Origin of the sequence: Streptococcus sanguinis (assembly GCF_026781265.1) — a bacterium.
Taxonomy (GTDB): Bacteria; Bacillota; Bacilli; order Lactobacillales; family Streptococcaceae; genus Streptococcus; species Streptococcus sanguinis_T.
Map to the genome: position 1 here is coordinate 668,983 of NZ_JAKUVC010000002.1, position 25,252 is coordinate 694,234.

At 43.9% G+C, this 25,252-nt stretch carries 24 protein-coding genes; 3 read left to right on the forward strand and 21 right to left on the reverse strand.

Translation table 11 applies throughout. The annotated features are described in order from the left end of the window. Nucleotides 1-100: 100 nt before the first annotated feature. The 18 genes from MK370_RS03850 to MK370_RS03935 all read right to left on the reverse strand — a co-directional run bounded on the left by MK370_RS03850 (nucleotide 101) and on the right by MK370_RS03935 (nucleotide 19,201). Entirely contained in the window at nucleotides 101-754 is a 654-nt protein-coding gene (locus MK370_RS03850; protein ID WP_268684225.1) for a CPBP family intramembrane glutamic endopeptidase, read from the reverse strand. Between the two features lie 21 nt (nucleotides 755-775). Next, the gene (locus MK370_RS03855; RefSeq protein ID WP_268684226.1) at nucleotides 776-1,477 is read right to left on the reverse strand and encodes a CPBP family intramembrane glutamic endopeptidase; all 702 of its coding nucleotides are present in this window, start codon (nucleotides 1,475-1,477) and stop codon (nucleotides 776-778) included. After that, complete coding sequence (locus MK370_RS03860) at nucleotides 1,477-2,016, reverse strand: DUF3267 domain-containing protein (protein ID WP_268684227.1); 540 nt, start codon at nucleotides 2,014-2,016, stop codon at nucleotides 1,477-1,479. Before MK370_RS03860 ends, MK370_RS03855 begins: the two co-directional genes overlap by 1 nt. Before the next feature lie 28 nt (nucleotides 2,017-2,044). Then, the gene (locus MK370_RS03865) at nucleotides 2,045-2,809 is read right to left on the reverse strand and encodes a DUF3169 family protein (RefSeq protein WP_268684228.1); all 765 of its coding nucleotides are present in this window, start codon (nucleotides 2,807-2,809) and stop codon (nucleotides 2,045-2,047) included. Between the two features lie 97 nt (nucleotides 2,810-2,906). Beyond that, on the reverse strand, nucleotides 2,907-3,116 hold the full coding sequence (locus MK370_RS11310) for a helix-turn-helix transcriptional regulator (RefSeq protein ID WP_326845072.1): 210 nt from the start codon (nucleotides 3,114-3,116) through the stop codon (nucleotides 2,907-2,909). Between the two features lie 156 nt (nucleotides 3,117-3,272). Next, nucleotides 3,273-4,415: an acetylornithine transaminase gene (locus MK370_RS03875; protein WP_268684230.1), complete on the reverse strand. Its 1,143-nt coding sequence runs from the start codon at nucleotides 4,413-4,415 to the stop codon at nucleotides 3,273-3,275. Between the two features lie 2 nt (nucleotides 4,416-4,417). Next, the gene (gene argB, locus MK370_RS03880; protein ID WP_268684231.1) at nucleotides 4,418-5,155 is read right to left on the reverse strand and encodes an acetylglutamate kinase; all 738 of its coding nucleotides are present in this window, start codon (nucleotides 5,153-5,155) and stop codon (nucleotides 4,418-4,420) included. Between the two features lie 11 nt (nucleotides 5,156-5,166). Then, on the reverse strand, nucleotides 5,167-6,360 hold the full coding sequence (gene argJ, locus MK370_RS03885) for a bifunctional glutamate N-acetyltransferase/amino-acid acetyltransferase ArgJ (RefSeq protein ID WP_268684232.1): 1,194 nt from the start codon (nucleotides 6,358-6,360) through the stop codon (nucleotides 5,167-5,169). Nucleotides 6,361-6,377: 17 nt separating this feature from the next. Further along, nucleotides 6,378-7,400 carry an N-acetyl-gamma-glutamyl-phosphate reductase gene (gene argC, locus MK370_RS03890; RefSeq protein ID WP_268684233.1) on the reverse strand — a complete coding sequence of 341 codons (1,023 nt, stop codon included), beginning with the start codon at nucleotides 7,398-7,400 and terminating at the stop codon, nucleotides 6,378-6,380. A gap of 223 nt (nucleotides 7,401-7,623) precedes the next feature. Further along, nucleotides 7,624-10,260, reverse strand: a complete 2,637-nt coding sequence (gene alaS / locus MK370_RS03895) for an alanine--tRNA ligase (protein ID WP_268684234.1) — start codon at nucleotides 10,258-10,260, stop codon at nucleotides 7,624-7,626. 37 nt (nucleotides 10,261-10,297) lie between these two features. Beyond that, nucleotides 10,298-10,879, reverse strand: coding sequence for an LURP-one-related/scramblase family protein (locus tag MK370_RS03900; RefSeq protein WP_268684235.1), 582 nt, complete (start codon nucleotides 10,877-10,879; stop codon nucleotides 10,298-10,300). 140 nt (nucleotides 10,880-11,019) lie between these two features. Then, on the reverse strand, nucleotides 11,020-12,027 hold the full coding sequence (prsA, locus tag MK370_RS03905; protein WP_002904120.1) for a peptidylprolyl isomerase PrsA: 1,008 nt from the start codon (nucleotides 12,025-12,027) through the stop codon (nucleotides 11,020-11,022). A 113-nt stretch (nucleotides 12,028-12,140) separates the two neighbouring features. Continuing rightward, nucleotides 12,141-12,824, reverse strand: a complete 684-nt coding sequence (locus tag MK370_RS03910; RefSeq protein WP_268684236.1) for an O-methyltransferase — start codon at nucleotides 12,822-12,824, stop codon at nucleotides 12,141-12,143. Nucleotide 12,825: 1 nt separating this feature from the next. Then, entirely contained in the window at nucleotides 12,826-14,628 is a 1,803-nt protein-coding gene (gene pepF / locus MK370_RS03915) for an oligoendopeptidase F (protein ID WP_268684237.1), read from the reverse strand. A gap of 35 nt (nucleotides 14,629-14,663) precedes the next feature. After that, nucleotides 14,664-15,608, reverse strand: a complete 945-nt coding sequence (locus MK370_RS03920; protein WP_268684238.1) for a competence protein CoiA — start codon at nucleotides 15,606-15,608, stop codon at nucleotides 14,664-14,666. Nucleotides 15,609-15,723: 115 nt separating this feature from the next. Continuing rightward, complete coding sequence (locus MK370_RS03925) at nucleotides 15,724-16,893, reverse strand: MFS transporter (RefSeq protein ID WP_268684239.1); 1,170 nt, start codon at nucleotides 16,891-16,893, stop codon at nucleotides 15,724-15,726. A 94-nt stretch (nucleotides 16,894-16,987) separates the two neighbouring features. Then, the gene (locus tag MK370_RS03930; RefSeq protein ID WP_268684240.1) at nucleotides 16,988-18,343 is read right to left on the reverse strand and encodes a DUF1958 domain-containing protein; all 1,356 of its coding nucleotides are present in this window, start codon (nucleotides 18,341-18,343) and stop codon (nucleotides 16,988-16,990) included. A 150-nt stretch (nucleotides 18,344-18,493) separates the two neighbouring features. Continuing rightward, nucleotides 18,494-19,201 carry a glucosamine-6-phosphate deaminase gene (locus MK370_RS03935; protein WP_268684241.1) on the reverse strand — a complete coding sequence of 236 codons (708 nt, stop codon included), beginning with the start codon at nucleotides 19,199-19,201 and terminating at the stop codon, nucleotides 18,494-18,496. Between the two features lie 134 nt (nucleotides 19,202-19,335). Here MK370_RS03935 and MK370_RS03940 point away from each other — a divergent pair, with 134 nt between their 5' ends. From MK370_RS03940 to MK370_RS03950, 3 genes are read left to right on the forward strand one after another with little or no spacing between them, the layout of a single operon-like run. Then, entirely contained in the window at nucleotides 19,336-19,515 is a 180-nt protein-coding gene (locus MK370_RS03940) for a hypothetical protein (RefSeq protein ID WP_002897949.1), read from the forward strand. Between the two features lie 9 nt (nucleotides 19,516-19,524). After that, complete coding sequence (gene queA, locus MK370_RS03945; protein ID WP_268684242.1) at nucleotides 19,525-20,553, forward strand: tRNA preQ1(34) S-adenosylmethionine ribosyltransferase-isomerase QueA; 1,029 nt, start codon at nucleotides 19,525-19,527, stop codon at nucleotides 20,551-20,553. Between the two features lie 16 nt (nucleotides 20,554-20,569). After that, the gene (locus MK370_RS03950) at nucleotides 20,570-21,040 is read left to right on the forward strand and encodes an arginine repressor (RefSeq protein ID WP_268684243.1); all 471 of its coding nucleotides are present in this window, start codon (nucleotides 20,570-20,572) and stop codon (nucleotides 21,038-21,040) included. A gap of 130 nt (nucleotides 21,041-21,170) precedes the next feature. Here MK370_RS03950 and MK370_RS03955 read toward each other — a convergent pair whose 3' ends face one another. The 3 genes from MK370_RS03955 to arcC all read right to left on the reverse strand — a co-directional run bounded on the left by MK370_RS03955 (nucleotide 21,171) and on the right by arcC (nucleotide 25,193). After that, nucleotides 21,171-22,508, reverse strand: a complete 1,338-nt coding sequence (locus tag MK370_RS03955; RefSeq protein ID WP_268684244.1) for a dipeptidase — start codon at nucleotides 22,506-22,508, stop codon at nucleotides 21,171-21,173. Nucleotides 22,509-22,529: 21 nt separating this feature from the next. Further along, nucleotides 22,530-24,041: a YfcC family protein gene (locus MK370_RS03960; protein WP_268684245.1), complete on the reverse strand. Its 1,512-nt coding sequence runs from the start codon at nucleotides 24,039-24,041 to the stop codon at nucleotides 22,530-22,532. A 204-nt stretch (nucleotides 24,042-24,245) separates the two neighbouring features. Next, nucleotides 24,246-25,193: a carbamate kinase gene (gene arcC / locus MK370_RS03965; RefSeq protein ID WP_268684246.1), complete on the reverse strand. Its 948-nt coding sequence runs from the start codon at nucleotides 25,191-25,193 to the stop codon at nucleotides 24,246-24,248. Between the last annotated feature and the right edge of the window lie 59 nt (nucleotides 25,194-25,252).

Consider the following 25,252-nt stretch of genomic DNA (forward strand, 5'->3'; position numbering starts at 1 on the left):
AGCAGTTTGGTATTTAAACTCCATTCCACAGAAAAACACTTCTGCTGTTAGATTTTTCTGTCTAACTTTAGAAGTGCTGTCTGATATTTTGCTCTTTCTATTAAAAGAAGACAAGGAGAAGAAAGGCAATGAGGTTATTGGCCAGATGCAGGCCCATTGCATAGCGCAGGTCCTTCTTGGCTAGATAGCCTAAGCCAAAGATAGCTCCCAAGATAAAGTAAACCAGAAACTGGACTAGATTACCTGGCATGTGCAGAAGAGAGAAAAGGCTGGAAGATAGCGTTAAATAGATCAGGATTTTCACCAAGCTTTTTTGGTCAGGAAAGAGAAACTTAGCCAAAAATCCTCGCACCAGTAACTCCTCAAGAATAGGAGCGAAGATTACAATGTAGAAAAAGGCAAAGCCCGGTTGCTGCTGGATCAATTGTACGGCAGTATTCTGATTGGCAGAAGAATCAATAGGAACAAGCTGCTGGAAGATAATAAAAGCAAGCAAGAGGACGCTGGGAAGACAGATAGAGCTGGTCAGCTTGGTATTTTTGATTTCCAGTTCCAAATCTTTCTGGTACCATTTCCACATGGCAAAAGAATAGAGACTAGCAAGTATGACAAAGATTGGCAAAATCAATAGTTGAGAAAATCCTCCTGCCAGATAATGAACAGTATAGGCAACTATAGTAAAAAAGATAAAGAGATAAGACAAAAAAGCTAGTAAATATAATCCAAAATTAGTAAGAAAAGTTTTTAATTTCATAGTGACTCCTTATAGTTTGCTTTACTGAAACATAGCTAGCAGCAGAATTACAGCCATGGGGAGATTGTTCAGGATATGAACCAACATGGAATCTTTTATATTCCCCCGACGAGCATAGGATAAATAAAAAACCAGTCCAATTGCAAAATAAATTGGGAACTCTGTCAATTGGGTGATATGAGGCAGAGTGAAGACCACAGAAGTCACAATAGCAGCCAAAACCTTTTGATTATTTTTGAAAAAGAAGGCAGTACCAAAACCGCGGAAAATTAGTTCTTCCATGATAGGAGCGATAAAGGCAATCGTTGCAACAAAGAGCAAGGCAAAAAAGATATGCTGCGAAGACATCATTCCCCCCAGCCCTTGTATGGCGCTGTCATTACTAGTCTGGGAATTGCCGATCAGGATGAGATTGAGATAAACACCGACAATAGCAGCCACTCTGGCAAGGAAAAAGAATAGAAAAGCAAAACCGATATCCTTGCCAGACAGTCTGAACTGCTTCTTTTCTTCTGGCACATGCTTCTGATAATGCCGCCATAAACTACGGAAAATCAGGAAAACTAAAATCAGATACATTGCTACCAATAGTATCTCTACATACATGGGCACATTTTTCCCATACATCAAGAAGAGCATCGGGGTAGCATTTATAAGGATATTGAGAAGGATTAAACCTAGCCATTTTACGATTCCTAAGGCAATTGCTTTAAAGTTGTTCATTATAGATTCTCCTTTTGATAGATATTGATACCGACTTCTGTGTCCTCAATAGCGATATCCCCCTTCTGCCGAATAATAGCCGCAGCGAGGAAAAAATCTCCTACACAGCCAGCTGCGTGAAAGCTAGCAAGGACGATATAAGAAGTGGCGGGCAAAATATGCAAGGCATAGATTAAGGTCAGGACTAGGCTAATCAGAAAGAATGGTGCCAGGATAATGACCAGCATCCTTTTCCGACTGTAACGACTGCCTGGGCTAGTCGCATAGGCCATGCCGCTCTTAAAACCAAACTTGACCTTGGTATTTTCATCCCCCAAGACCTTAAAGAAAAAGCCGTGGATCAGCTCATGGATGACCATTAGAACAAGGAGGTAGAATAAGTCAAAGAAATGAAAAACTTCGCTGCCCTTGCCATACATTAGAATAGCAATCCAGGTAAAGAGGGCTAGAAAAGGGAAGATCAGCAGCACGGCCGTTATATTCAGAGCCAGAATGACCTTTTTATTATGGATAAAATCAAGTTCTTTCAGTAGTTTCATAGCCTCAACCTTTCATTGAAAAATAAACTTATTTGAAATATTTTTTAACTATTGGATAATACATGACATTGATATAGATATGAATCACCAGCAGAATGATAAAGCCAGAAACAACATTGAGAGGTGTGAGAGTTCCTAGTCCTGCTAGAATGACATAGAAGGCCGGCAGAATTCGCTGATTGAGACTCAGAAGAATCAGATAGCTCTGCTCATAGTTAGCTTGTAGCTCTGACTCATCATAAGAGAGGGCAAATTCCTGCATTTCCTTAGTAGTCGGGAAGGCCGAAAAGTTATAATGACGAACTTTCTGGAGTGTTTTAAAAAATACAATCTGTGAAATGATGAGCAGAATCACAATCACCCAATCTATATGGCTCCATTGAAGAGGGCTCTTATCGTTCGTGATATTTCCGATATAAACAGCTCCGACTAAAATCGTAAAAAGAGCAACAGCACTGCTGATATTAAAGACAATGCCCGCATATTCCAGATTTTTAAAGGTTAGCCGGTACCATTCATAATTCTTATCCTCATCTGCTTCTTTTTCATAGGCTTCATTGTATTTTCGAGTCCGATAAATCAAGAAAAAGGTTAAAGGATAAAGAATAATTAGACTGGCCCAGCCTAGCTGGCGCAGCAATCCGACATTTAAAGCAGACGACCAGCTGAAGTTTTCAAAGACACCTAAACCAGAAAAGAAACCGAAGAGGGCACCTATTAAAGCTCCAGCCAATAATATGAGGATATTGTGTAAAATTCTTTTCTGTGTAGACATACGTTTTTGCTCTTTCACGACTTCTTCTCCTTTATTTTTTTACAATAGACGATACAAGAATGCTGAGGCTGAGGGACTGTTTTAGCTCCTGTTGAAATGAATTCTAATTGCTTCTTCATTCTGCTTCCTCCACCAGCTGAAAGACATTCTCAATGTTTTCGTTGAAAATATGGGCAATCTTAAGGGCAATCACAATCGATGGGGTATATTCGCCTCTCTCTATAAGGCTGATTGTCTGCCTGGAAACACCGGCCAGCCTAGCCAGTTCTGTCTGGTTGAGACCGTCACGCGCCCTCAACTCCTTGAGTCGATTTCTAAGCTGCATCATAAACTCCTTATTTATTATTCTCCCTTGGATAAAATCATTGTAACAGATTCTTTTCTTTTTGACAAGTATATTTGTCAAAAAAATAATAATCATTGTCAGAAATACCATTATCATAGACAAAAAAGAATCCAGCTCAAACTGAATTCTTTTCCTTTATTCATCTACTTGAGAAAATACTTCTTTTAAAATAGCAATACCCTGCTGGATTTCCTCCATGCTGATAGTCAATGGTGGCAGGAGACGGATAACATTCTCTCCGGCTGTCAGGATAATCAAGCCCTTCTGACGAGCGGCTTCAACAATCTTTGATAGACTGGCGCTTGTTTCAATTCCAGTCATCATGCCCAGACCTCGAACAGCAGAAATCTTTGGATGGTCCTGAAAAGCAAGCTGTAGTTGCTCCATCAAGATGTCACTCTTAGTCCTGACTTCTTCTAGAAAGCCCGCTTCTTTCATGATATGCAAGGTCTCCAAGGCGGCTGCCATAGCTAATTTATTGCCACCAAAGGTAGAACCATGACTGCCAGGTCCAAAAGCAGGAGCCAAGCTGGATTTTCCTAATAGAGCACCTGCAGGCAGGCCATTGGCCAGACCCTTAGCCAGCGTCACAATATCCGGTATAATCCCATAATGCTCAAAGGAATAAAGCTGACCCGTGCGCCCCATACCTGTCTGCACCTCATCAACAATCAGCAAAATCCCCTCTTGTTGGCAAAAATCAGCCAAATCTTTGACAAAAGTTGCTTCTGCTGGACGAACTCCTGATTCTCCTTGGACCAATTCCAGCATGACAGCTGCCGTATCCCGATTGGCCAACTCTTCTACGCTGGCCAAATCATTGTAAACCGCATAGCTGAAATGGGGCACCCCATCACCAAATCCTTCCTTAATCTTATCCTGTCCTGTTGCGGCCATAGCGCCAAAGGTCCGACCATGAAAGGATTGCTGAAAAGTAATAATTCCTTGCTTGCCAGTAGCTTTGCGGGCTAGCTTAATAGCTGCTTCATTGGCTTCTGCTCCGCTATTGCAGAAAAAAGTTAAATAATCATAAGGACTTGCCAGTTCCTGAGCTACCTGCTCTTGCAGAGAGCTAAGATATAGATTGGGACTGTGCCAGATGCGCCCTGCTTGCTGGATCAAAGCCTGCTGTACCCGAGGGTGAAAGCCAAGATTGGTTACGCCAATCCCCGATGAAAAGTCCAAATAAGCCTTTCCCTCACTGTCAATCAGATAGGTGCCCTCTGCTTTAACAAACTCAATAGGCGCCCGCTTGTAGTTTTCAAATAAATAAGTCATCGTTATCCCTCTGCTATCAAGGTGCCCGTCAAAAGATTATCGCCAATCAAAACCTGCCCGACACCGGAAAGCACAGTCTGAACAGCACTCTCGATCTTAGGAATCATGCCGCCCTTGATGACACCTGTCTGAATCTTCTTGGACACCTGACTGGTCAGAAGCTGGGGCAGGACTTTTTTATCCTCTAAAACTCCTTCTATATCTGTCATCAGGATCAGCTTCTCTGCCTGCAAGCTGCTAGCAACTGCCGCAGCCAAATAGTCTGCATTGATATTTAAGAGCTCACCAGCTGCATTTTCCCCAAGCGAAGCCAGCACCGGTACCATGTCCGCAGCCAGCAGCTGCTCTAGATAGTCAGTTTGAATCGCCTTCACCTGACCTACATAGCCATAGAGATCTTTATCGATAAAATCTGCCGAAACTGTCTTCCCCAAATGTGAAACCAGCTGAAGGCTTTCAATATCTGAGTCGTTCAGTTCTTGTGTCAGCGTTCGGCCGACTTGACCTAGTAAGGCCTGCTCAATAATGGGTAAGTCAGACTTATCTGTCACCCGCAACCCCTTAACCTTGCGAGTAGGCAGCTGGCGCTCTTTCATAAGCTGGTTAATGACCAGACCACCCCCGTGAACGACAACGATTTTCTTACCAGCTGTTATCCACGCTTGCATTTGCTTGATAAACTTATCAGACAGCTTTTGCGCAGTAACACCGCCAATTTTTATAACAATCACATCTTTCATCGCATTTCTCCTTAGGTTCTATAAAGGGCATTGATTTTCACATAATCATAGGATAAATCGCAGCCCCAAGCCTGAGCTTCAGCGTCCCCATCGTGTAGGTCAATGGTCAAGGTTAGTAACTCCCCTGCCATGGCATCACTAGTCTCCTCGGGGTCAAAAGCCACAGGGCTAGAAGCCTGCATGACTGGAATCCCCTCAATCCAAATATCAATATTGTCCACCGAGACATCTGCTCCCGCATAGCCGATAGCTGCTAAGATTCGTCCCCAATTGGGATCTTGACCAAAAATGGCGGTTTTAACCAAGCTAGAGCCAACAACACTCTTGGCAATCATACGGCCACTCTGTTCATCCTTGGCATGCCGAACATTGACTTCAATCAGCTTGGTCGCTCCCTCGCCATCCTTGGCAATTTTCTTAGCCAAGTCAGCCATAAGGTAGCGGAGCATTTTGGAAAACTTTTCAAATTCTTCCGTATCTGGCAGAATTTCTTCATTTTGCCGGCAGCCGTTCGCCATGACTAGCACCATGTCATTAGTCGATGTATCTCCATCCACCGTGATTTGGTTGAAAGTTGTCTCCACATGCTGACTGAGAGCCTTATGTAAGGTAACGCTAGAAATATTAGCATCACAAGTGATAAAGGCCAGCATAGTCGCCATATTCGGATGAATCATGCCCGAGCCCTTGGCTACTCCCGCCATAGTCACCAGGTCGGTGCCAAACTCTTCTGTGACTACACAGGTCTTGGTACAAGTATCCGTCGTCAAGATAGCCTCAGCAAAATCATCTGCCTTCCCACTCACCAGAATCTGTGACAGGCCATTTTTCAGAGCATTCATTGGAAGCTGCTCGCCGATGACTCCTGTAGAAGCCAGACCTACCAAGTCAGGCTCAATCTTCAGCTTTTGGGCAGTCAATCGCTGCATTTCATAGGCAGCGTCCAACCCCTGCTGGCCTGTACAGGAATTGGCAATACCAGAATTAACCACTATAGCCTGCAATTTCTGGCTCTTTTGGATTGATGCTTTGGTCACTAGAAGCGGAGCAGCAATGACCTTATTAGTTGTATAGACTCCTGCCACACTGGCCGGCACTTCTGATACAATCCAGCCAAAATCCAACTTCTTTTTCGTAAAGCCAGCGTGTAAACCGTCAGCCGAAAAGCCTAGCGGACTGGCAATCGTTCCATCAATAATCTTCATATCTAACCCTTTCTCATCTAGACATAGGACGGTTGACTGAGCAGGCCATCTGTTTCAGGGAACCCCAGCATCAAATTCATATTTTGAATTGCCTGACCAGCAGCCCCTTTGATCAGGTTATCCAGCACAGCCACTACAGTTAAAATGTTTGTCACAGGATTATAGTCAAAACCAATATCTGTATAATTAGTACCGACAACCTGATGCAAATTCGGCAGAGCAGCTTGGATACGGACAAAAGGCTTATCCTGATAGCATTCCTGGTAAATAGCAGCCAGCTCTTCTCGAGTCAAAGGTTCTTTTAACTTGCAATAAACTGTCGCCACGATACCACGATTGAGCGGAATGAGGGATGTTGAAAACTGAATCTGCTGCAATCCCTCATCAAAACGCTGCAGCTGTTGCACAATCTCAGGAATATGCTGATGCTGATTCAGCTTGTAAGTCACATAATTGTCATGCACATGGACAAAATGGCTGGATGCAGCTGGATTTTTCCCCGCCCCTGTCAAGCCACTTTTTGCATCGACAATAATGGAATTCAGCTCAATAGCCTGAGCCTTCAGCAAGGGAATCAAGGCCAACTCTGTAGCCGTCGCATAGCAGCCAGGATTGGCAATAAATCGCTTCCCTCTGACATCTGTAAACTCAGACAGCCCATAAATAAACTCTTTTTGAACGTAGTCTTCAGCGGACTCTTTTTGATACCATTTTTTATAAATATTCTCTGGCAAACGATGATCACCAGATAGGTCAATGACTGGAAATCCTGCTTCTACAAAGTCTTTTGACAAATCTTTAGCCACTCCGCTTGACGTTGCAAAGAAAACAAGATCTGCTCGTCGCATTATTTCCTGACTGTCGAAAGCTTCTATTTTCAGTTCGCAAATCCCCTTCAAATGAGGATAAAGCTCTGACACAGGAGACTCCATATCTTGACTGGCATGAAGAGAAACGACCTCCGCCTGCGGATGCTGAAGTAAAATACGAAGGAGTTCCATTCCTGAGTAACCAGTAATTCCTACAATCGAAATTCGCATATTTTTGAAACACCTCCGTATAAATATGCGTTTTATTTTACTCGTATATTTTCCCTTTGTCAAGTATTTTCTGTATTTTTATGCAATATTTTTGGAAATATCATTAATTATGTGAAAGAACATTCATGATTTCTTGCCGAAAAGCGGCCTATTTGCTTCTCATATAGAGAAGTAAGAGAGCTGAGAGCACAGAAAAAGGTCCGCCCAAAGAGCAGACCTTTTATCAATAATCAACATGAGGTTCTATTTTTTCAGGAACTGCTGCTAGCAGGTCCGGAATAGCTGATTGCTTGCTGCCGCCGGCCATAGCCATATCTGACTTACCGCCCCCTCGACCATCTACAATTGGTGCCAAAGCATTAACCAGTTTAAAAGCAAGAACATCATAAACTTTGCTGGCTACTAGCACATTAACCTTGTCACCAATAGCTGCGACCAGTACGAGAATATCTGAATAGTCCTTCTGCTTCCAAGTGTCTGCGAAGGTACGCAGGGCACCTGCATCAGAAACAGAGACCTGACTAGCGATAAAGCTATATCCATTTGCTTCTTGAACATTCTTGAAAACTTCACCAGAGGCCGCTGCTGCTGCCTTTTCCTTGAGCTCTGCATTCTCTTTTTGCAGTTGACGCAGCTGCTCTTGCAGCGCTTCTACCTTGTGAGGCACTTCCTTGATCTGCGGTGCCTTGAGGGTCGCTGCGATAGCCTTAAGAGCCTCTTCTTCCTCACGATAGGCTGTGAAAGCTTCCTTGCTGGTGACTGCCAAGATACGGCGAGTTCCAGATCCGATACCCTCTTCTTTGACAATCTTGAAAATACCGATTTCAGAAGTGTTGCCTACGTGGGTTCCTCCGCAAAGCTCGACAGAGTAGTCGCCGATAGTTACGACACGAACTTCTTTACCATATTTTTCACCAAAGAGCGCCATGGCACCCATTTCCTTAGCCGTGTCAATATCCGTCTCTACTGTCTCAATGGCAAGGGCTTCCCAGATTTTCTCATTGACTTCTTGCTCAATCGCGCGCAGCTCTTCTGCTGTCACCGCTTGGAAATGCGTAAAGTCAAAGCGCAGGAATTCTACTTCGTTCAGAGATCCTGCCTGGGTTGCATGGTTCCCAAGAACATTATGTAGAGCTGCATGCAAGAGGTGAGTCGCTGTATGGTTCTTCATAACACGATGGCGGCGGCTGTGGTCAATTTCCAGTTTATAGCTTTGACCCAGAGCCAGAGGAGCCAAAACTTCTACAGTATGCAGCGGCTGACCATTTGGTGCTTTTTGCACATCCGTAACTTGCGCTACCAGATTGCCTGCTCCATCAAAGATTTGACCGTGGTCGGCCACCTGACCACCCATTTCTGCGTAGAATGGCGTTTCTGCAAAGATGAGAGCAGTTGTCCCTGTCTCAACAGATTCGACTGCTGCATCATCCGCTACGATAGCAAGGAGTTCAGCTGTCAGCTCTTCTTTTTCGTAGTTAAAGGTACTCTCTACGGTGATAGCCTGCAGGGTTTCATTTTGCATGCCCATTGAGCCGCCCTTGACGACAGACGCACGAGCCCGATCCTGCTGCTCTTTCATAGCTGCTTCAAAGCCAGCGCGGTCTACAGTCATGTCTGCTTCTTCAGCGATTTCCTCAGTCAACTCCAGCGGGAAACCGTAAGTATCGTAGAGTTTGAAGGCATCTTGACCAGAAATGACTGTTTGACCTTTTTCTTTCAGATCTGCTACGATGCCTTGGGCAAAGTGTTGACCAGAGTGCAGAGTACGAGCAAAAGACTCTTCCTCACTCTTGATAATCTTTTCAATAAAGTCTTGCTTTTCAAGAACTTCTGGATAGTAGCTTTCCATAATCTTGCCCACAGTTGGTACAAGTTTGTAAAGGAAAGGCTCATTGATACCCAACTTTTGGCCATGCATTGAAGCACGACGAAGCAAACGACGAAGGACATAACCACGACCTTCATTTCCAGGAAGAGCGCCATCACCAATGGCAAAGGAAAGCGAGCGAATATGGTCTGCGATAACCTTGAAACTCATATTGTCGCCATCTTGGTCATATACCTTGCCAGACAGCTTCTCTACTTCACGAATGATTGGCATAAAGAGGTCAGTCTCAAAGTTGGTCTTAGCCCCTTGGATAACAGCGACCAAACGCTCCAAACCAGCGCCCGTATCAATGTTCTTGTGTGGCAATTCCTTGTACTCGCTACGCGGTACAGCAGGGTCAGCGTTGAATTGTGACAAAACGATATTCCAGATTTCGATATAACGGTCGTTTTCAATATCTTCTTCTAAGAGACGAACCCCAATATTTTCTGGATCGAAAGCCTCACCTCGGTCAAAGAAAATCTCTGTATCTGGTCCAGAAGGTCCCGCACCGATTTCCCAGAAGTTGTCCTCAATCGGAATCAAATGACTAGGCTCAACGCCCATAGCAATCCAGCGGTTGTAAGAGTCCTTGTCGTCTGGATAGTAGGTCATATAGAGCTTGTCTTTGGGAAAATCAAACCACTCAGGACTAGTCAAAAGCTCATAAGCCCACTCAATCGCTTCATCACGGAAATAATCGCCGATAGAGAAATTGCCCAGCATTTCAAACATGGTATGGTGGCGGGCAGTCTTTCCGACATTTTCAATATCATTGGTTCGAATGGCCTTTTGAGCATTGGTAATCCGAGGATTCTCTGGAATAATGGTTCCGTCAAAGTATTTCTTGAGGGTCGCAACACCAGAGTTAATCCAGAGCAAGGTTGGATCGTTGACCGGCACCAAGCTGACAGATGGTTCTACTGCATGACCTTTCGTTGCCCAAAAATCCAGCCACATTTGACGAACCTGAGCACTTGACATTTGTTTCATTTGTTTTTTCTCCTTAAATTTTTTCTAAAAAATTGCATTATGAGGACGAACTTTCCAGCATTTCGACATAATCAATAGCGATACAGAGGGAAATCACCAAATCTGAATAAGTCTCATCATAGACACTCACCTGATAAGTAGAGGTTAGATGGAAGAGCTCCTTGGTAATCTCTGCAACGACTTGATTGCTGTCATCCAGCAGACGAAAGTTCAAATCCCAGATGTTCCCTTCAACTCGAAGACCCAAATTATCAAATTTATACTTATCACGCAAAAAAGAGAATTTCTTACGGATATAAAAGCTATGCCCGCTGCTGAGTTTAATTTCAAACTGGGGCAGGAGGGTTATAAGGGTCTTGGTAATCTGACTGACGATTTGACCCTGACTATCATAGATAGTAAAGGTCTTAGGAATCTGGAAGAAAGAACCTTCCACTTGGTAATCCACATTTCCTCGATCGTCCTTGATATCAAAGCGTTCGCCGCCTAAGCGAAATTTCTGTTTAACAAGATAGTTTTTCATTATATTACCTCCAGAGTCAACATAAAAGACAAGTTCCTTGTCCGAAGGGCGAAAAACCGCGGTACCACCTTCATTCAATGAACTTGTCATTCTCATTTCGTATTCTATTTTGCTAGATGAGTAGCATGATTCTCCATCTCAGATGGCTCGCAGCACCGCCAATTCTCTGAACTAAGAACTTGAAAAATCAATTCTCACCAGTCTTATTATACTTGCTTATTCTCTTTTCGTCAACCTTATTCTGCGGCTGATGATGAAGCTTCCGCTGAACTGCTTTCAGCTGCTGAGCTAGATTCAGAAGTCTTTGAGCTGCTGGCAGCACTTGATGAAGAAGTTGAAGAACCTGTCGTTTCGATATACTGAGCAAAGATAGATTGGAAAGCACTGTCCTTAACCTTAATGTTGGCATCTTTCAACTCTTTCGCCACAACACTTTGGATGAAGCTAGTATCTTTTTCTTTTTGCGCAATGATAATCTTTTTCAGTTTATCTTTGTAGTCTTTCCAGTTAGAAGATTTCTCTGACTTCTTGACCAGCTTAACAATATAGTAGCTTGCTGAGTACTGTGAATCTGGCACAGTCACAAGGTCTGAAACGCCATTTTCTTCCAAAGCAAAGGCAGCTTTTTTGACAGCATCTGGAACATCAGTAGAGCCAGAGTCAAACTTGATTTCTCCGCCTTTTTCCTTAGTGGCAGCATCGGTAGAGTTTTCCTTAGCGATTTGACTGAAGTCTGCTCCTTCTGCTTTAGCTTTTTCGAGAACTTCCTTACCTTTGTCTTCGCTGTCAACCTTGATGATTTGAGCTGTTACTTCTGGCGTGTAGTTTTCAAAGGCAGCCTTGTAGTTTTCGTCAGTCAGCTCTTTTTCAGCAGCCTTCTTAACGGCATGCTCTACCAGCATATTGGTGCGGATTTGCTCCTTGTAGGCATCTTCGGTCAATCCGTTTTGAGCCAAGACTTGGGCAAATGCTGTACCGTAAGCCGTTTTAGACTTTTCGAAAGCATCCTTAACATCCTTGTCTTTGACGTCTTTGCCGTATTTTTCTTCAAAGATATCTTTAATGGCCATCTGCAGCAAGACCTGCTGAGCTGCACCATTATTTTTCACTTGATCGTAAAATTCATTGACAGTAATCGTGTTTCCTTTCATGGTCACGATATCCTTGCCTTCTGAGTTAGAACATGCTGCTAATACAGCGACTGACAAGAGTGTCACAGCTCCTGCAAATATTTTTTTCTTCATTTTATATTGACTCCTTATTCTTAAAAGTTCATGTTTTCTATTGTAGCACAAATTTGAATTGATATCTTAAGTTTTACTAAAAATTTTTGGAAATTAGGAAAAAATCAGAGATGTCATTTTTTTCTAATCATAAGCAGTCCATCTCCTAAGGGAAGAAGACTGGAAGTTAAATCTGAACTGTCCAAAGTTGCGTTAAAAAGACTATGCAGACCTCGGTAAATAGCCCGTTGACCGCGCTTAATGTCCTCAAAAGACTTGGCAACATCACCGCCTTGGAAGACATCATCAATGAGAATCAGCCCACCATGATTGAGGCGCTTGAGGACCTGAGGCAAAAACACCACATACTTAGACTTAGCAGAGTCCATAAAGACAAGGTCGTAAGAATCCTCCAGTGTCTCAAGCAAATCCATTGCGTCACCTTCCAGCAGGGTGATCTGCTGACGGCTATCATACTTAGCAAAATTAGCCTTGGCCAGCTCAATCATCTCTGGATTGCGATCAATAGTCGTAATCTGAGCCTGAGGAGCATGCTCCGCCATCAAAAGAGCCGAAAATCCAATAGCCGTCCCGATTTCTAAAATCTTCTCTGGCTGGAGACTTTCGAGTAGCAGGCGGAAGTAAGCCACTGTCTCATGGGGAATCACAGGTACATTTTCAGCTTTAGCAAAATCCTCCAGCTCCTTGAGTCCACCAGCGACCGGCTGGAGACGCTGTCTCATAAAGTCTACAATTTCTTCTTTGACCACTGGCCGGCGCATATTGGGATTAGAGTTTTGGTTATAAGTCTCGACCATCTTATGCTAATCCCAACTTTTCTACCAAGGCTTCAAATTCATCCAGACGACGCTCAAAGACAGCAAAAGCAGCATTTAGGTAGTCTTCTTTTTCCATATCCACACCTGCTTTCTTGATGACATTGAGTGGATAGTCAGAGTTCCCAGCTTTGAGATAGTCCAAATACTTGTCCTTGTCTTCCTGATTGCCATGGACAATCTTTTCAGCCAAGGCAGAAGCTGCTGAAAAGCCTGTCGAATATTGGAAAACATAGTAATCATAGTAGAAATGCGGAATCCGAGCCCATTCGTACTGAATCTGCGGATTGTCTTCTTTTTTCAGTCCATAGTATTTTTCGTTCAAGTCAGCGTAGAGCTCATTGAGAAACTCGCTAGTCAAAACTTGACCTTCTTGGTCAGCCTTGTGGATTGCATGCTCAAACTCAGCAAACTGGGTTTGACGGAAGACCGTACCTCTAAAGCCATCCAAGAAGTGATTGAGGATAGCAAAGCGGGTAGCATCATCTTCTACTTCTTCCAAGAGCTTCTCTGTCAGGATATTTTCATTAGTCGTTGAAGCAATCTCAGCTAGGAAGATAGAATAGTCTCCATAGACATAAGGCTGGGTCTCACGAGTATAACTTGAGTGCATACTGTGGCCTGTCTCGTGCACCAAGGTAAAGAGATTATCCAGCGTATCCTGCCAGTTAAGCAACATAAAGGCATTGGTATCATAAGAACCGCCTGAGTATGCCCCTGAGCGCTTGCCTTGATTTTCATGAACATCAATCCAGCGCTCTGAGAAGGCTGTCTGCACTCGGCTCAAATAATCCTCACCTAGAATAGCCAGGACTTCCTCAGACTTAGCCAAGGCTTCCTCATAAGTAAACTTGTAGTCTGTCTCTGACAAAGGTGTGTACATATCATACATCTTCAAATCAGAAATGCCTAAAATCTTCGCTCGCAAAGCGATATAACGCTGCAAGAGAGGCAAATGCTTATTGACAGCTGAAACTAGGCTATCATAAACACTTTCTGGAATAAAGTCAGCTGACAAGGCTGCTTCACGGGCAGATGAAAACTTGCGGACTTTCGCATTGTAGTTGTGAACCTTGACATTAGTCTGCAGAGTCTTAGCATAGGTATGCTGATACTGCTCGTATACGCTGTAGAGAGCCTCATAAGCTTCCTTACGGACCTCTCGGTTCTTAGACTCGACCAGGGTGATATAGTTACCGTGGCTGAGCTGAACTTCATTTCCATCTTCATCAAGCACCATGGGAAAGACGATATCTGCATTATCCAAGATAGCAAAGGTTTCGCCCGCTGCACCAAAAATTTCACCAGCACCGGCCAATAGCTCCTCTTCGCGCTGTGTTAAGATGTGGACTTTCTTTTTCAAAAGCTTGTCAAAATAATGCTGATAAAGTTGCAAGGCTGGCTGCTCAGACAAGAAAGCTTGGTACTGCTCTTCTGTAATCGCCATAAATTCGGGCTCGTAGAAGGCAAAGCTTTGACCAAAATCGCTGTAAAGAGTCATGCCTTTAGCCTGATACTCTTGGTACTTAGCCACACGTGTATCTTGGTCATTCTTCATGTGAGCATAAGAATAAAGCTTTTCAATACGACGCATCAAGTCCAACTGTACTTCAGTCGTTGTTAAGAGACTGTCCGCTGAATCCAGCAAATGCCCAGCCAGACTAGCTGCTTTCTTCACTTCTTCTGAAACCTGAGCCAACTCCGCTTCAAAGGCTTCATCTGTTGGGAAAATGGTACTCAAATCCCAAGTATATTTTTCTTCAATTTCATTTCTTTGTTTTGCCATAAAAAAATCCTCCGACTCCCCTATTCTATCACAAATCAACGTAAAATCCTTGTATAAAAAGCCGGTGAATAAACAATTTGCAGATTTTTTTGCTGGAGATTGGCATAATAGGTCTCAAACTGCTGGTAATAGCCAGTCAGGTCATTAGTTATCTGACAGAAGGAGGCAGCTTGTATTGGTCGAATCTGTGGATAGAAATCCTCTGCAGTCTTAGTCAAGAGATTATCTCCAGCCTGGTAGAGCTGGGCCTGCAGCCTCATCCATCTAGGATGCTGGTAATAAAGCTGACGACGGATATAATTGCAGATGTGCGGATCTTGCTGGGCCAGAAAGCTGGTCATCTCCTGCTTTTGAAAGGGCAAACGCAAAATGTCCAAAAGCTGGCCGTAACCAAAGGGAAAGTTCTTAGTCTTGTGCTGGACTTTTCCATGCAGATCTTCGTGAATCAGGTATTTGAGACGCAGAACTCGCTTTTCTTGATCCAGCTCCCAAAGATGAAAGCCCATATTTTGACTAAAATAGAGAAAATCCTTCTGCAGGCGTGTTAAGGAATCTTTGAGCCAAAGTTTTCGCCCCAAAAGCCAGAGAACCTGATAGCCATACTGGCGGTACGAAAGCGTCCGTTCATGCAGCCGCTCTATACTTAGGGAGCTGCACTGGACTTCAAGCGCCAGTTTTTCATTAACCAGCAAATCAGCAATCTGCTGCAGAGCAGGCAAAAAAGCCTCCACCTCAACTTCTTCTGTCTGGACAGCCCAGCGAAAAAGCTCTGCCTTAAGATTGAGGTGCTCAGCACTCTCATTTTCCCTATAAAAACGACACTCTTCTAGCGAAATATGTGCAAAATGTGGCTGCATAACTTTACCTTTTTTAAAACGGACTGCCCCCGAACAAGCTGGGCAGACAAAATCAGCCCCCTTCTCAATCTTCTCCTCCAGAGCATTACACAAAAGTCCCTTATGATTTCGCGCCACAAACATATCCTAGTCCCCTCTAAAATTTCTCTCATTTACTAAAATATTCGCAAAAAGAAAAGAGAAGCTATCTACACCACCAAAAACGAGTCGAGAGAACATCTCTCCGACTCGTTTTTCATTATCCAAATAATTGATTTCCTTTTCGTTCTGGTAATTTCAGAAAGAGGGACAACAAGCAGACTAGACAGATGACTGCTGCTAGAAAGAGGTTCATTCCTTCGTAACCCCAACTGTCTAGAAAATGGCCGGCCAGATTTTGAATGAGAATGGTTCCTAGACTGCGGGCTGTCTGGACCAGAGCAATGGCAGTTACCAGATATTTTTCATCAACCAAGCTGGCTACGATTTTTAAAGTCACCATAATCAAAACCATGCCGGTCACATGCTTGGAAAGGAGAGTCATCCCGATTTTCGAAATCAAACCTAGATCCAAGGCATAAACACTGTACTGGAGAAAGATGATTCCCAGACAGATATAAAGAAGCTTTTTCATCGAAAGCTTGTCCATAAAGAGATAGGAATAAAAGATAAAAGGCGCTTCAACCAGAACTGATAGGGCAACAACAGTCGAAGCCATATCCACCTCTAAGCCACTATGCTGTAGCATGGCAGGGATATAGGTATGACCAGTATTCCCCACCCCTGAGTAGAGGGCGACCAAAAGCAGGTAAAAGAGATAGGTTTTGTTGGTCAAGAGCTTCCCCAGACCTGTCTGCTTGCGGGTATTCTTGCTTTCTAGGGCTGCTCGGTCGTGCTTGGGCTGGATTCCCAAAAGTCCTAAACTACTGATAAGCATCATACCAATAAAGACTGGGAAAATAGCCTGTGGTGCGACTCTTTGATAAATCAATCCTGCCAGCTGAGAGCCTAAGGCATAGCCAATGGTTCCCCAAATCCGAATCTTACCATAAGTATAAGGACTTTGAGCCGCCAAAACATCCATGACTGGATTGACCCCGTTAACCAACATGAGAACTAGGCTATACCAGACCAGTAACTGCCAAAGCTGAGTCGCTTTCATGAAAAATACAGCCCCAACCATCATAACTAGAAAGCTAAAAAGGAAGATCTTTTTAATTCCCAAAGCGTCGCTGAGAAGTCCAAAAATCGGCTGAGCCAACATGGAAGCAAAGAATGAAGCTGACACTACCATCGATACTTGGGCATTAGAATAGCCTAAGTCCTGCATATAGACTGATATCAGGGTCGAAAAAAGAGAATAGGCCAGAAAGAAAAAATTAAAAAGTAAAAAATGAGCCAGATAGCTGTTGTGAAACTTTTTTCGCATGAAAATCTCCTTAAAACAGAAAGAAAACTCAGCAAAATCACTGAGTTTTAGCTTGGAAAGTCATTCCGTTCGTATGTGACAGAGGACATTCCCTTTATTCAACATCTGTATTTCTACGACGTTCCTGCTTTGCAGCCTTGCGTTTTTGGCGACTGCGGTATTCAAAGTACAGAATGATTAGCAGGATGCCAACAGGCAGCAGAATTAACATCTTATCGCTGAAGAACACACCATACCAAGGCTTGCTTTCTGATTTGCTGCCAGTCACGTTTTCAATGGCCTGAACGACAGGATTCTCAACTTTCTCGACTTTCATTTCATCAGAGATCTTGCTAGACAAGGTCTTCAAGCCATTTTCAGCCTTGAGAACATTGTTTTCAACCTTGACTTTAGGCTCGGTGCCCTTTTTAACAGTAGCGTAGAAATCCTCAGGCAGCTTATATTTCTGTCCATCAATCTCCTGCTCACCCTTGGAGAGGAGTTTTTTGTACTCATAGTCCGCATAAGCCTTCTCAATCAAAGCATTACCAAAAGGATGGCGGTAATACTCACCGTCTTGGTCAGACCAGTCACCGACTCCCATAATCACAGCAATCATTCGCTGATCGCCACGCTTAATGGTTGCGATATAGTTAAAAGCACCGTTAGGACTAGAGCCTGTCTTCATGCCATCTACGCCCTTGAGTGCGTATTTAGCACCCGGCAGGGAGTAATTATAGGTTTCAAAGGTTTCCTCGTAAGGAGTTCCGGCTTTAACCGTAACCTTGGCTTTATTAGTATAGTTTAGAATTTCAGGATGGTGATTGACAAAGTTATAAGCCAGAATCCCCAAATCACGAGCAGTGGTCTGATTGCTGAGAGTATTATCATAATTCTGAGGATTATAATAGCCCTTGAAAGAAACCGCTGCTGCACCGCTGGCATTGAACCACTTGGTATTGGTCATGCCCAGCTCTTGAGCCTTGGTATTCATCCGATCCAAGAAAGCATCTGGATCATTGTCAGATAGATAATTGGCCAGCATGACTGTTGTCGCATTGGATGAAGGCACGATTGTCATGGTAATCAGCTCAGCTACGGTATAGTCCACACCAGCGACAATTTTATTATTAGAAATTTCATAAATATTAGCGGTAGCTTGATCCTGAGGTGTAGCTGTAATGACCGTCTTTTCGCTGATTTTTCCTTCCTTAATCGCTTCAAAGACCAAGTAAAGCGTCATGAGCTTACTCATACTAGCGGGATCACGCACCTCATCGACATTATCCTCCCAGACAACATCACCTGTACTGCCGTCAATAACGAGAGAAGACTTGGGACGATTAATCGCCTGAACATTATCATGCGGATACATCTTTTTAGCCATATCCACCAATTCATCAGCCCTAGCAGCTAGTGGCGCTAACGAGGTCAGGAACACAATTCCCAATAACAAAAGCTTTTTCTTCACAGGATCCTCCAAAGAACAATTATTCCTATCTAGTATATCATATTTTACGCAAAGTCAATCATAAATCTAAAAATCCTACCTAAAAAATAGATAGGAAATTAAGAGACTTTTATCTGGCAAAGCCAGTTTTCTAGCAACAACGTCAAAATCTTAGTGATTTAACAAGCTAAGTGCTTCCTTATCAGCGATAATCACAACATCTGGATGGTTCTGGAGGGCACTGCCTGGCAGCTCCTCTGTCACCTCACCCTCAACAGTCCCTGCTATGGCTTTGGCCTTAGCTGAACCATAAGCAAAGAGAATGATGAACTTAGCATTGAGGATATTGACAATCCCCATGGAAATAGCCTGAGTCGGAACATCTTCCATCTTGTCAAAGAATCGAGCATTGGACTGAATGGTGGACGGCGTCAGATCTACTAAGTGAGTCTGGCTGTCAAAACTAGTCCCCGGCTCATTAAAGCCGATATGGCCATTCGTACCGATTCCCAAAATCTGCAAATCAGCTGGATGCTCTGTAAGAAGCTGATTGTACCTCGCCACCTCTGCTTCTAAATCTTTCGCTGCTCCATTAGGCAGGAAGCTTGCTTTAAAAGGCTTTTGGTTAAAGAGGTGTTGATTCATGAAATAACGATAAGACTGAGGATCCTCCTCCTGCAAACCGACATATTCATCCAGATTGACACTGGTCATCTCTGAAAAATCAAGGTCGCTCTCAACAATCTGCTTGTAAAATTCTTCTGGGCTGCTTCCTGTAGCCAAGCCCAAAGTTTTTGCTCCTTGAGCTATCTTTTCCTTGAGCAGTTCAAGAGCTACTTTGCCACCTTCTACTTGGTTTTCCACTTGAATAATTTTCATTTTCCACCTCCACATCTTTTCTTAACTTTATTATATGGTATAGACCAATTTTTGTCAAGAAAAAGTTTGCAAAATAGACATACTTTCTAGTCGTGCTCGCTTCCTTTTGCGGCAAATCGTGTTATAATAGAGACATGTTTTTACTGATTGTTTTATTGATTTTATTTTTAGTCGGAGTCTTACTCTGCAGCTTGAGTTTCCTCATGAAAAAACAACCAGGCTGGCAGATTGTAAGTTTGATTTTAGGAGGCTTGCTTACAGCTAGTCCCTTCCTACTGGCCGCCTACCTACTCTGGCTGATGAAAACAATATAAGGAGATACGATGAATACCGCTGATTTTGATTTTGACCTGCCTGAAGAACTGATTGCTCAGACGCCTTTAGAGAAAAGGGATGCTTCCCGCTTGCTAGTGGTTGATAAAGAAACGGGAGCCTTCTCCGACCAGCACTTTGACCAGATTATTGATCAGCTCCAGCCCGGCGATGCCCTAGTTATGAATAATACGCGTGTCCTGCCTGCCCGCCTTTATGGTATCAAGCCTGAGACAGGGGGCCATGTCGAGCTGCTGCTACTTAAAAATACTCAGGGCGATGATTGGGAAGTGCTAGTTAAGCCAGCCAAGCGCCTCAGAGTAGGTTCTCAAATTTCCTTTGGCGATGGCCGCTTAACTGCTAATGTGGTAGAAGAGCTTGAGCACGGTGGCCGAATTGTGCGCTTTAGCTACGAAGGGATTTTCCTAGAGGTCTTGGAAAGTTTGGGAGAAATGCCGCTTCCGCCTTATATCCACGAAAAACTGGCAGACCGCGAACGCTACCAGACTGTCTATGCCAAGGAAAACGGCTCTGCCGCTGCGCCAACTGCTGGACTTCATTTCACAGAAGAGCTATTGGAGCAGATTGCTACTAAGGGAGTCAAGCTGGTCTATCTGACCCTTCATGTCGGACTGGGAACTTTCCGACCGGTTTCTGTAGACAGCTTAGATGATCACGAGATGCACTCCGAATTTTATAGTCTGTCCGAGGAAGCTGCCCAGATACTCCGTCAGGTCAAGGCAAATGGCGGACGTATCATTGCAGTCGGTACAACATCTATCCGCACCTTGGAGACAATTGGTAGTAAATTTCAGGGTCAGATTCAGGCTGACTCTGGCTGGACCAATATTTTCATCAAGCCGGGGTACGATTGGAAGGTCGTTGATGCTTTTTCAACCAACTTCCACCTGCCCAAGTCAACTCTTGTCATGTTAGTCTCTGCCTTTGCCGGACGTTCCTTAACACTTGAAGCTTATGAGCACGCTATTGCTGAGCGCTATCGCTTCTTCAGCTTTGGTGATGCTATGTTTATCAAATAACTATAGGTGAAAATTTATGAATAAAATTGAAAGCAGACACCGTCTCATCCGCTCCTTAATCATGGAGAAAAAAATCCATACCCAGCAAGAACTTCAGGAGCATTTGGAAGCAAACGGTGTCGTCGTGACCCAATCCACTCTTTCACGAGATATGAAAGCACTCAATCTGGTCAAGGTCAGTGAGAACGATATTTCCTACTATATCATCAACAGCATCGCACCATCCCGTTGGGAAAAACGCCTTCGTTTCTATATGGAGGATGCTTTGGTCATGCTGCGGCCAGTTCAAAATCAAGTCGTCATGAAAACCCTGCCTGGTCTGGCCCAGTCTTTCGGTGCAATTTTAGACGCTCTAGAGCTACCACAGATTGTAGCTACTGTCTGTGGAGATGACGTCTGTCTGATTATCTGCGAGGATAACCAAGGTGCCCTTGACTGCTTTGAGAAGCTCAAAGAATTCACCCCACCATTTTTCTTTAGTAAATAAAAGCTGAGACAAATTGCCTCAGCTTTTTCTATTTTCGATTTTTGCCTCAATGAAAATCATCAGCAAGCCATACTTGACCATAGCGATGCAGTACAAATAAGATTTGAAGATGCTTTCAAAAAGTCAGCATTTAAGGTGTTGTAGCCAAACGATAAACGGCTTCCGCGTAAATATCCATGGCCCGATACAGATCATCTAAGAGCAATCGTTCATTGACCTGATGCTCTGTCTGGTCAGCTCCCGGAAAGAGAGCACCGAAGGCAACACAGTTAGGCATCGTACGAGCAAAGGTCGCTCCGCCAGAAGACATAGCTAGACTGTCGTCTCCTGTTTTCTCCTGATAAATTTCCATCAAAGTGCTGACCAACTCACTGTCCAAAGGTACGTAGAGCGGAGCCAAGTAGTCAAACTCCTGATAGGTCAGCTCGTATTGACTGGCTATTTCTGCTAGATTTTCAACCAACTTATCCTTGTCTGCCAATACCGGAATCCGCATGTCAATCCGAATCTCAGAGCGGTCAGAAGTTAAAGTCAGACCAGCAACATTAAAGGAAAGAAAGCCCGTCGGTTCATCAGACACAGGACCAAAGAGATGGCTGCCTGTTGCATCTTCACCGACCGCCTGAGCCAGAAATGCAAGAGCCGGATGCGAATCCAAGGGCTGCAAGACCTTAGCTAGGCGAATAATGGCGTTGATTCCTTGGGCGGCATCCTTGGCATGCTTGGGCAAGCCGATAACCGTTACTTCTTCTGCCGTTCGCTCATATTCATAGCCTAAATCTTCCAAGTCAGCAACTACTGACTCCAGTAGGCTGCCCGAATAGGAAGCCTTGGCAGGAACAACATTAAAAGCTTGACCAGCTTCGAGCTCTATAGTGTCAGAGCCAGGCCCTTCCAGCTTGAGCTGCAGAAGCCCCTTCTCAGCATAGGTCAAAGGGAAGGAAGAGTCCGGTGCAAAGCCAAGTACAGCCTGCTCTTCTAGCTGGTTATACCTACCCATACAGCGCCAAAGCGTCTCCTCATCTGTACCAAAGATAAAGCGAACCCGCTTTTTAAATTCCACTCCGCTGTCCAGCAATGCCTTTACAGCATAAAGAGCGGTCATGGAAGGTCCCTTGTCGTCCTGCACCCCACGGCCGAAAATCCAGCCATCTTTGACAGTGGCTTCAAAAGGCGGCGTCTGCCAGTCCGACTCATCACCTGATGGAACAACATCCAAATGACAGAGAACGGCCAGGAGCTGAGCTCCATGACCGATTTCTGCATATCCGTAATAACCTTTAGGGTCGAGGTAGGTTGTAAAACCTAGCTCCCGACAGATTTCTAAAGTTTTTTCTAGGACATCTTGGATAGCTTGTCCAAAAGGTGTTCCATTTTGACCTTCCTTCAGTACTGAAGGATAAGAAACGATTGTTTTCAAAGATTCAAGAAAATCTTCTTTAACTTTTTCCGTTATAAAATTTTTCATGGAATCACCTCAGCTTCTAGCTTATAGGAATGGTAGGAAAGTTCCTAGGAGTAAGAGACCAATACTGATCGCAATGATCGCTACAATCAGCTTGCCGATAAATTTCCACCAAGTACCGATATTGATACGTCCGAGTGCCAAAGCTCCCATAACGATACCAGAAGTTGGTGCAACCAGATTCAGCACACCTGAAGCAGACTGATAAGCTGTGATGATCAAGCTAGCCTTGACATTGACAAATTCTCCCAAAGGAGCCATGATTCCCATAGTCGCACTGGCTAGACCAGATGATGATGGGATAAGGAAGGACATTGGCAGGTAGAAAATATAGGTCAAGACGATAAATACTTGTGATGACAGACCGCTGAGTCCTTGTTTACCCCAGTTGAGAATAGTGTCTGTAATCATACCGTCATTCATGATTACTTGGATACCACGGGCGATTGCTACGATTAGGGCTACGCTAAGCAGATCAGCTGCACCGTTCATAAAGGCAGAGATAATCTTGTCTTCCTTGAGACCGTACACAACACCAATCAAGATTCCCATGAAGGCAAAGAGCATAGCTCCTTCTGGGAAGTACCAAGTACCCAGTGCAGAAGTAGATGAACCAATAATCTTACCGAGTACTGGAAGACCTGTCAGCCAGGTATTGATGTCCTTAAATATAGTAATACCGAGATCTGTCCAAGGAATGAAACTCAATACCATAATGACAAATGTCATGATGAACAGAAATAGAACTGTTCTTTGTTTTTTACTCAGAGTTGACTCAACAGATGAAGAAGTTTCAACGTTAAAGTGTTTCAAATCTTCTTCGCGAGTGCTGTAAACCAATGACTTGGTCGGATCTTTTTGAATCTTATCTGCATAGCGGTAAACAAACCAAGTGCTGAGAGCAGTCAGAATAACCAAGAAGATGAGACGAAGGACAATTCCTTCACCAGTTCCAACACCAGCAGTCTCTGAAGCGATAACAGTTGCAAATGGATTTAGCGTAGAAGCCAAACATCCGATTTGCGAACCAAGCAAGATGATAGCTACCCCAGTTAGACTGTCAAAACCAACCGCCATCATCACTGGTACCAAAAGCGGATAGAAGGCCATGGTTTCCTCACCCATACCATAGGTAGTACCACCGAGGGCAAATAGAGGCATCAAGACCACAATCAGCATCTTTTCGCGACCCTTGTACTTCTTAACGATAGAGGCAATTCCCACATCCAAAGCGCCAGTTTCATTAACAACTCCAAGGAAACCACCGACCATGAGGATGAAGAAGGCAACATCAATCGCTGCAGTAGTTTCCTTGATTAAGGATCCTTTCTCAGGATGCGTACCCAACATAGCACGAATCGGTGCCATCAGGACATCCCAAATCCCTTGTGGATTTTGCGCTTGTTTTTGATACACACCATCTATAAAAGCCCCGGCTGGGATAATCCAAGTCAGCACTGCCATAACGGCAATGATTATCAACAATACGGTGTAAGATGAAGGCATCTTAAACCCTTTTTTTGTTTTTTCACTCATTTGTTTTTCCTCCTAAACGTTTTTTACGAGGTTACGAACCTGCATTTTCCTGCATGAGTAAACAAGAAAACGCTTACTTTGTTTACATTTTACCATATTAACATTGAAAAAGCCAGTATTTTTGAAAATAATCAAAGATTTTCAGGAAAAGACTTGCAGCAGCAATAGAGATTACTTGCTATCGCTTTTCAGCTAGTTCTATTCCTAGCCTTTTTCAATAATCGTACCGCTCTCAGACTCAATCAGAGCACCCAGATTTTCCAGAGATGTGATAACTGCTTTCCCTTCTGGACGACCATTGACAAAGGCGATAGCTGCTTCTACTTTTGGAAGCATGCTGCCTGGTGCAAATTGTTCTTGCTTGATGTATTCTTCCAATTGAGCAACATTCACATGTTCCAGTTTTGCTTGATCTGGTTTGTTGTAGTTAACAAAGACATAGTCCACACCCGTTAAGACGATGAAGAGGTCTGCATCAACCAACTCTGCCAAGCGCTGAGAAGCAAAGTCCTTGTCAATAACGGCTTCAACACCAGTAAGATGGCCATTGTCTTCCTGGACGACAGGAATACCGCCGCCACCTGCAGCTACTACTACTTGACCTTGATTCAAAAGCGTACGGATCGTTTCAATTTCCTTGATATCCACTGGTTTTGGTGAAGCAACGACCTTGCGCCAACCGCGGCCAGCATCCTCTTTGAAAGTCGCTCCGCTCTTTTCAGCTTCCGCTTTTGCTTCTTCTTCTGAGTAGAAAGGACCGATTGGCTTGCTGAGGTTGACAAAAGCTGGATCGTTCTTATCAACTACTACTTGCGTCACAACAGAAGCGACATTTTTTTCGATACCTTCATCCAAGAGAGCATTTTGCAAAGCATTTTGCAGCCAAAAGCCGATACTGCCTTCTGTCATAGCCACAAGAGAGTCTAGTGGGAAGGCAGGATTCTTTTCAGAGTCTGCTGCCAAGTGTTGCAGCAGCAAGTTCCCTACCTGTGGACCATTTCCATGGGTAATGATAAGGTCATCCCCGTTTTTAATCAATTTCACCAAGTGTTTAGCAGTTTCCACCAAGGCTTCCTGCTGTGCTTTCGCTGATGGGTCAGATGAAAGGATGGCATTCCCTCCCAAAGCTACAACGATTTTACGATTTGCCATTAAATTCTCCTTAATCGCGCTCCAAAGAATGCGCTTCCAATTTATTTTAGTAGATTTTC

Bases quoted from the DNA above. Each gene is read 5' to 3' on its own strand.
- MK370_RS03850 (WP_268684225.1), bottom strand. From the start codon at position 754: ATGAAATTAAAAACTTTTCTTACTAATTTTGGATTATATTTACTAGCT.
- MK370_RS03855 (WP_268684226.1), bottom strand. From the start codon at position 1,477: ATGAACAACTTTAAAGCAATTGCCTTAGGAATCGTAAAATGGCTAGGT.
- MK370_RS03860 (WP_268684227.1), bottom strand. From the start codon at position 2,016: ATGAAACTACTGAAAGAACTTGATTTTATCCATAATAAAAAGGTCATT.
- MK370_RS11310 (WP_326845072.1), bottom strand. From the start codon at position 3,116: ATGCAGCTTAGAAATCGACTCAAGGAGTTGAGGGCGCGTGACGGTCTC.
- MK370_RS03875 (WP_268684230.1), bottom strand. From the start codon at position 4,415: ATGACTTATTTATTTGAAAACTACAAGCGGGCGCCTATTGAGTTTGTT.
- argB (WP_268684231.1), bottom strand. From the start codon at position 5,155: ATGAAAGATGTGATTGTTATAAAAATTGGCGGTGTTACTGCGCAAAAG.
- argJ (WP_268684232.1), bottom strand. From the start codon at position 6,360: ATGAAGATTATTGATGGAACGATTGCCAGTCCGCTAGGCTTTTCGGCT.
- argC (WP_268684233.1), bottom strand. From the start codon at position 7,400: ATGCGAATTTCGATTGTAGGAATTACTGGTTACTCAGGAATGGAACTC.
- alaS (WP_268684234.1), bottom strand. From the start codon at position 10,260: ATGAAACAAATGTCAAGTGCTCAGGTTCGTCAAATGTGGCTGGATTTT.
- MK370_RS03900 (WP_268684235.1), bottom strand. From the start codon at position 10,879: ATGAGAATGACAAGTTCATTGAATGAAGGTGGTACCGCGGTTTTTCGC.
- prsA (WP_002904120.1), bottom strand. From the start codon at position 12,027: ATGAAGAAAAAAATATTTGCAGGAGCTGTGACACTCTTGTCAGTCGCT.
- MK370_RS03910 (WP_268684236.1), bottom strand. From the start codon at position 12,824: ATGGTCGAGACTTATAACCAAAACTCTAATCCCAATATGCGCCGGCCA.
- pepF (WP_268684237.1), bottom strand. From the start codon at position 14,628: ATGGCAAAACAAAGAAATGAAATTGAAGAAAAATATACTTGGGATTTG.
- MK370_RS03920 (WP_268684238.1), bottom strand. From the start codon at position 15,608: ATGTTTGTGGCGCGAAATCATAAGGGACTTTTGTGTAATGCTCTGGAG.
- MK370_RS03925 (WP_268684239.1), bottom strand. From the start codon at position 16,893: ATGCGAAAAAAGTTTCACAACAGCTATCTGGCTCATTTTTTACTTTTT.
- MK370_RS03935 (WP_268684241.1), bottom strand. From the start codon at position 19,201: ATGAAAATTATTCAAGTGGAAAACCAAGTAGAAGGTGGCAAAGTAGCT.
- MK370_RS03940 (WP_002897949.1), top strand. From the start codon at position 19,336: ATGTTTTTACTGATTGTTTTATTGATTTTATTTTTAGTCGGAGTCTTA.
- queA (WP_268684242.1), top strand. From the start codon at position 19,525: ATGAATACCGCTGATTTTGATTTTGACCTGCCTGAAGAACTGATTGCT.
- MK370_RS03950 (WP_268684243.1), top strand. From the start codon at position 20,570: ATGAATAAAATTGAAAGCAGACACCGTCTCATCCGCTCCTTAATCATG.
- MK370_RS03955 (WP_268684244.1), bottom strand. From the start codon at position 22,508: ATGAAAAATTTTATAACGGAAAAAGTTAAAGAAGATTTTCTTGAATCT.
- MK370_RS03960 (WP_268684245.1), bottom strand. From the start codon at position 24,041: ATGAGTGAAAAAACAAAAAAAGGGTTTAAGATGCCTTCATCTTACACC.
- arcC (WP_268684246.1), bottom strand. From the start codon at position 25,193: ATGGCAAATCGTAAAATCGTTGTAGCTTTGGGAGGGAATGCCATCCTT.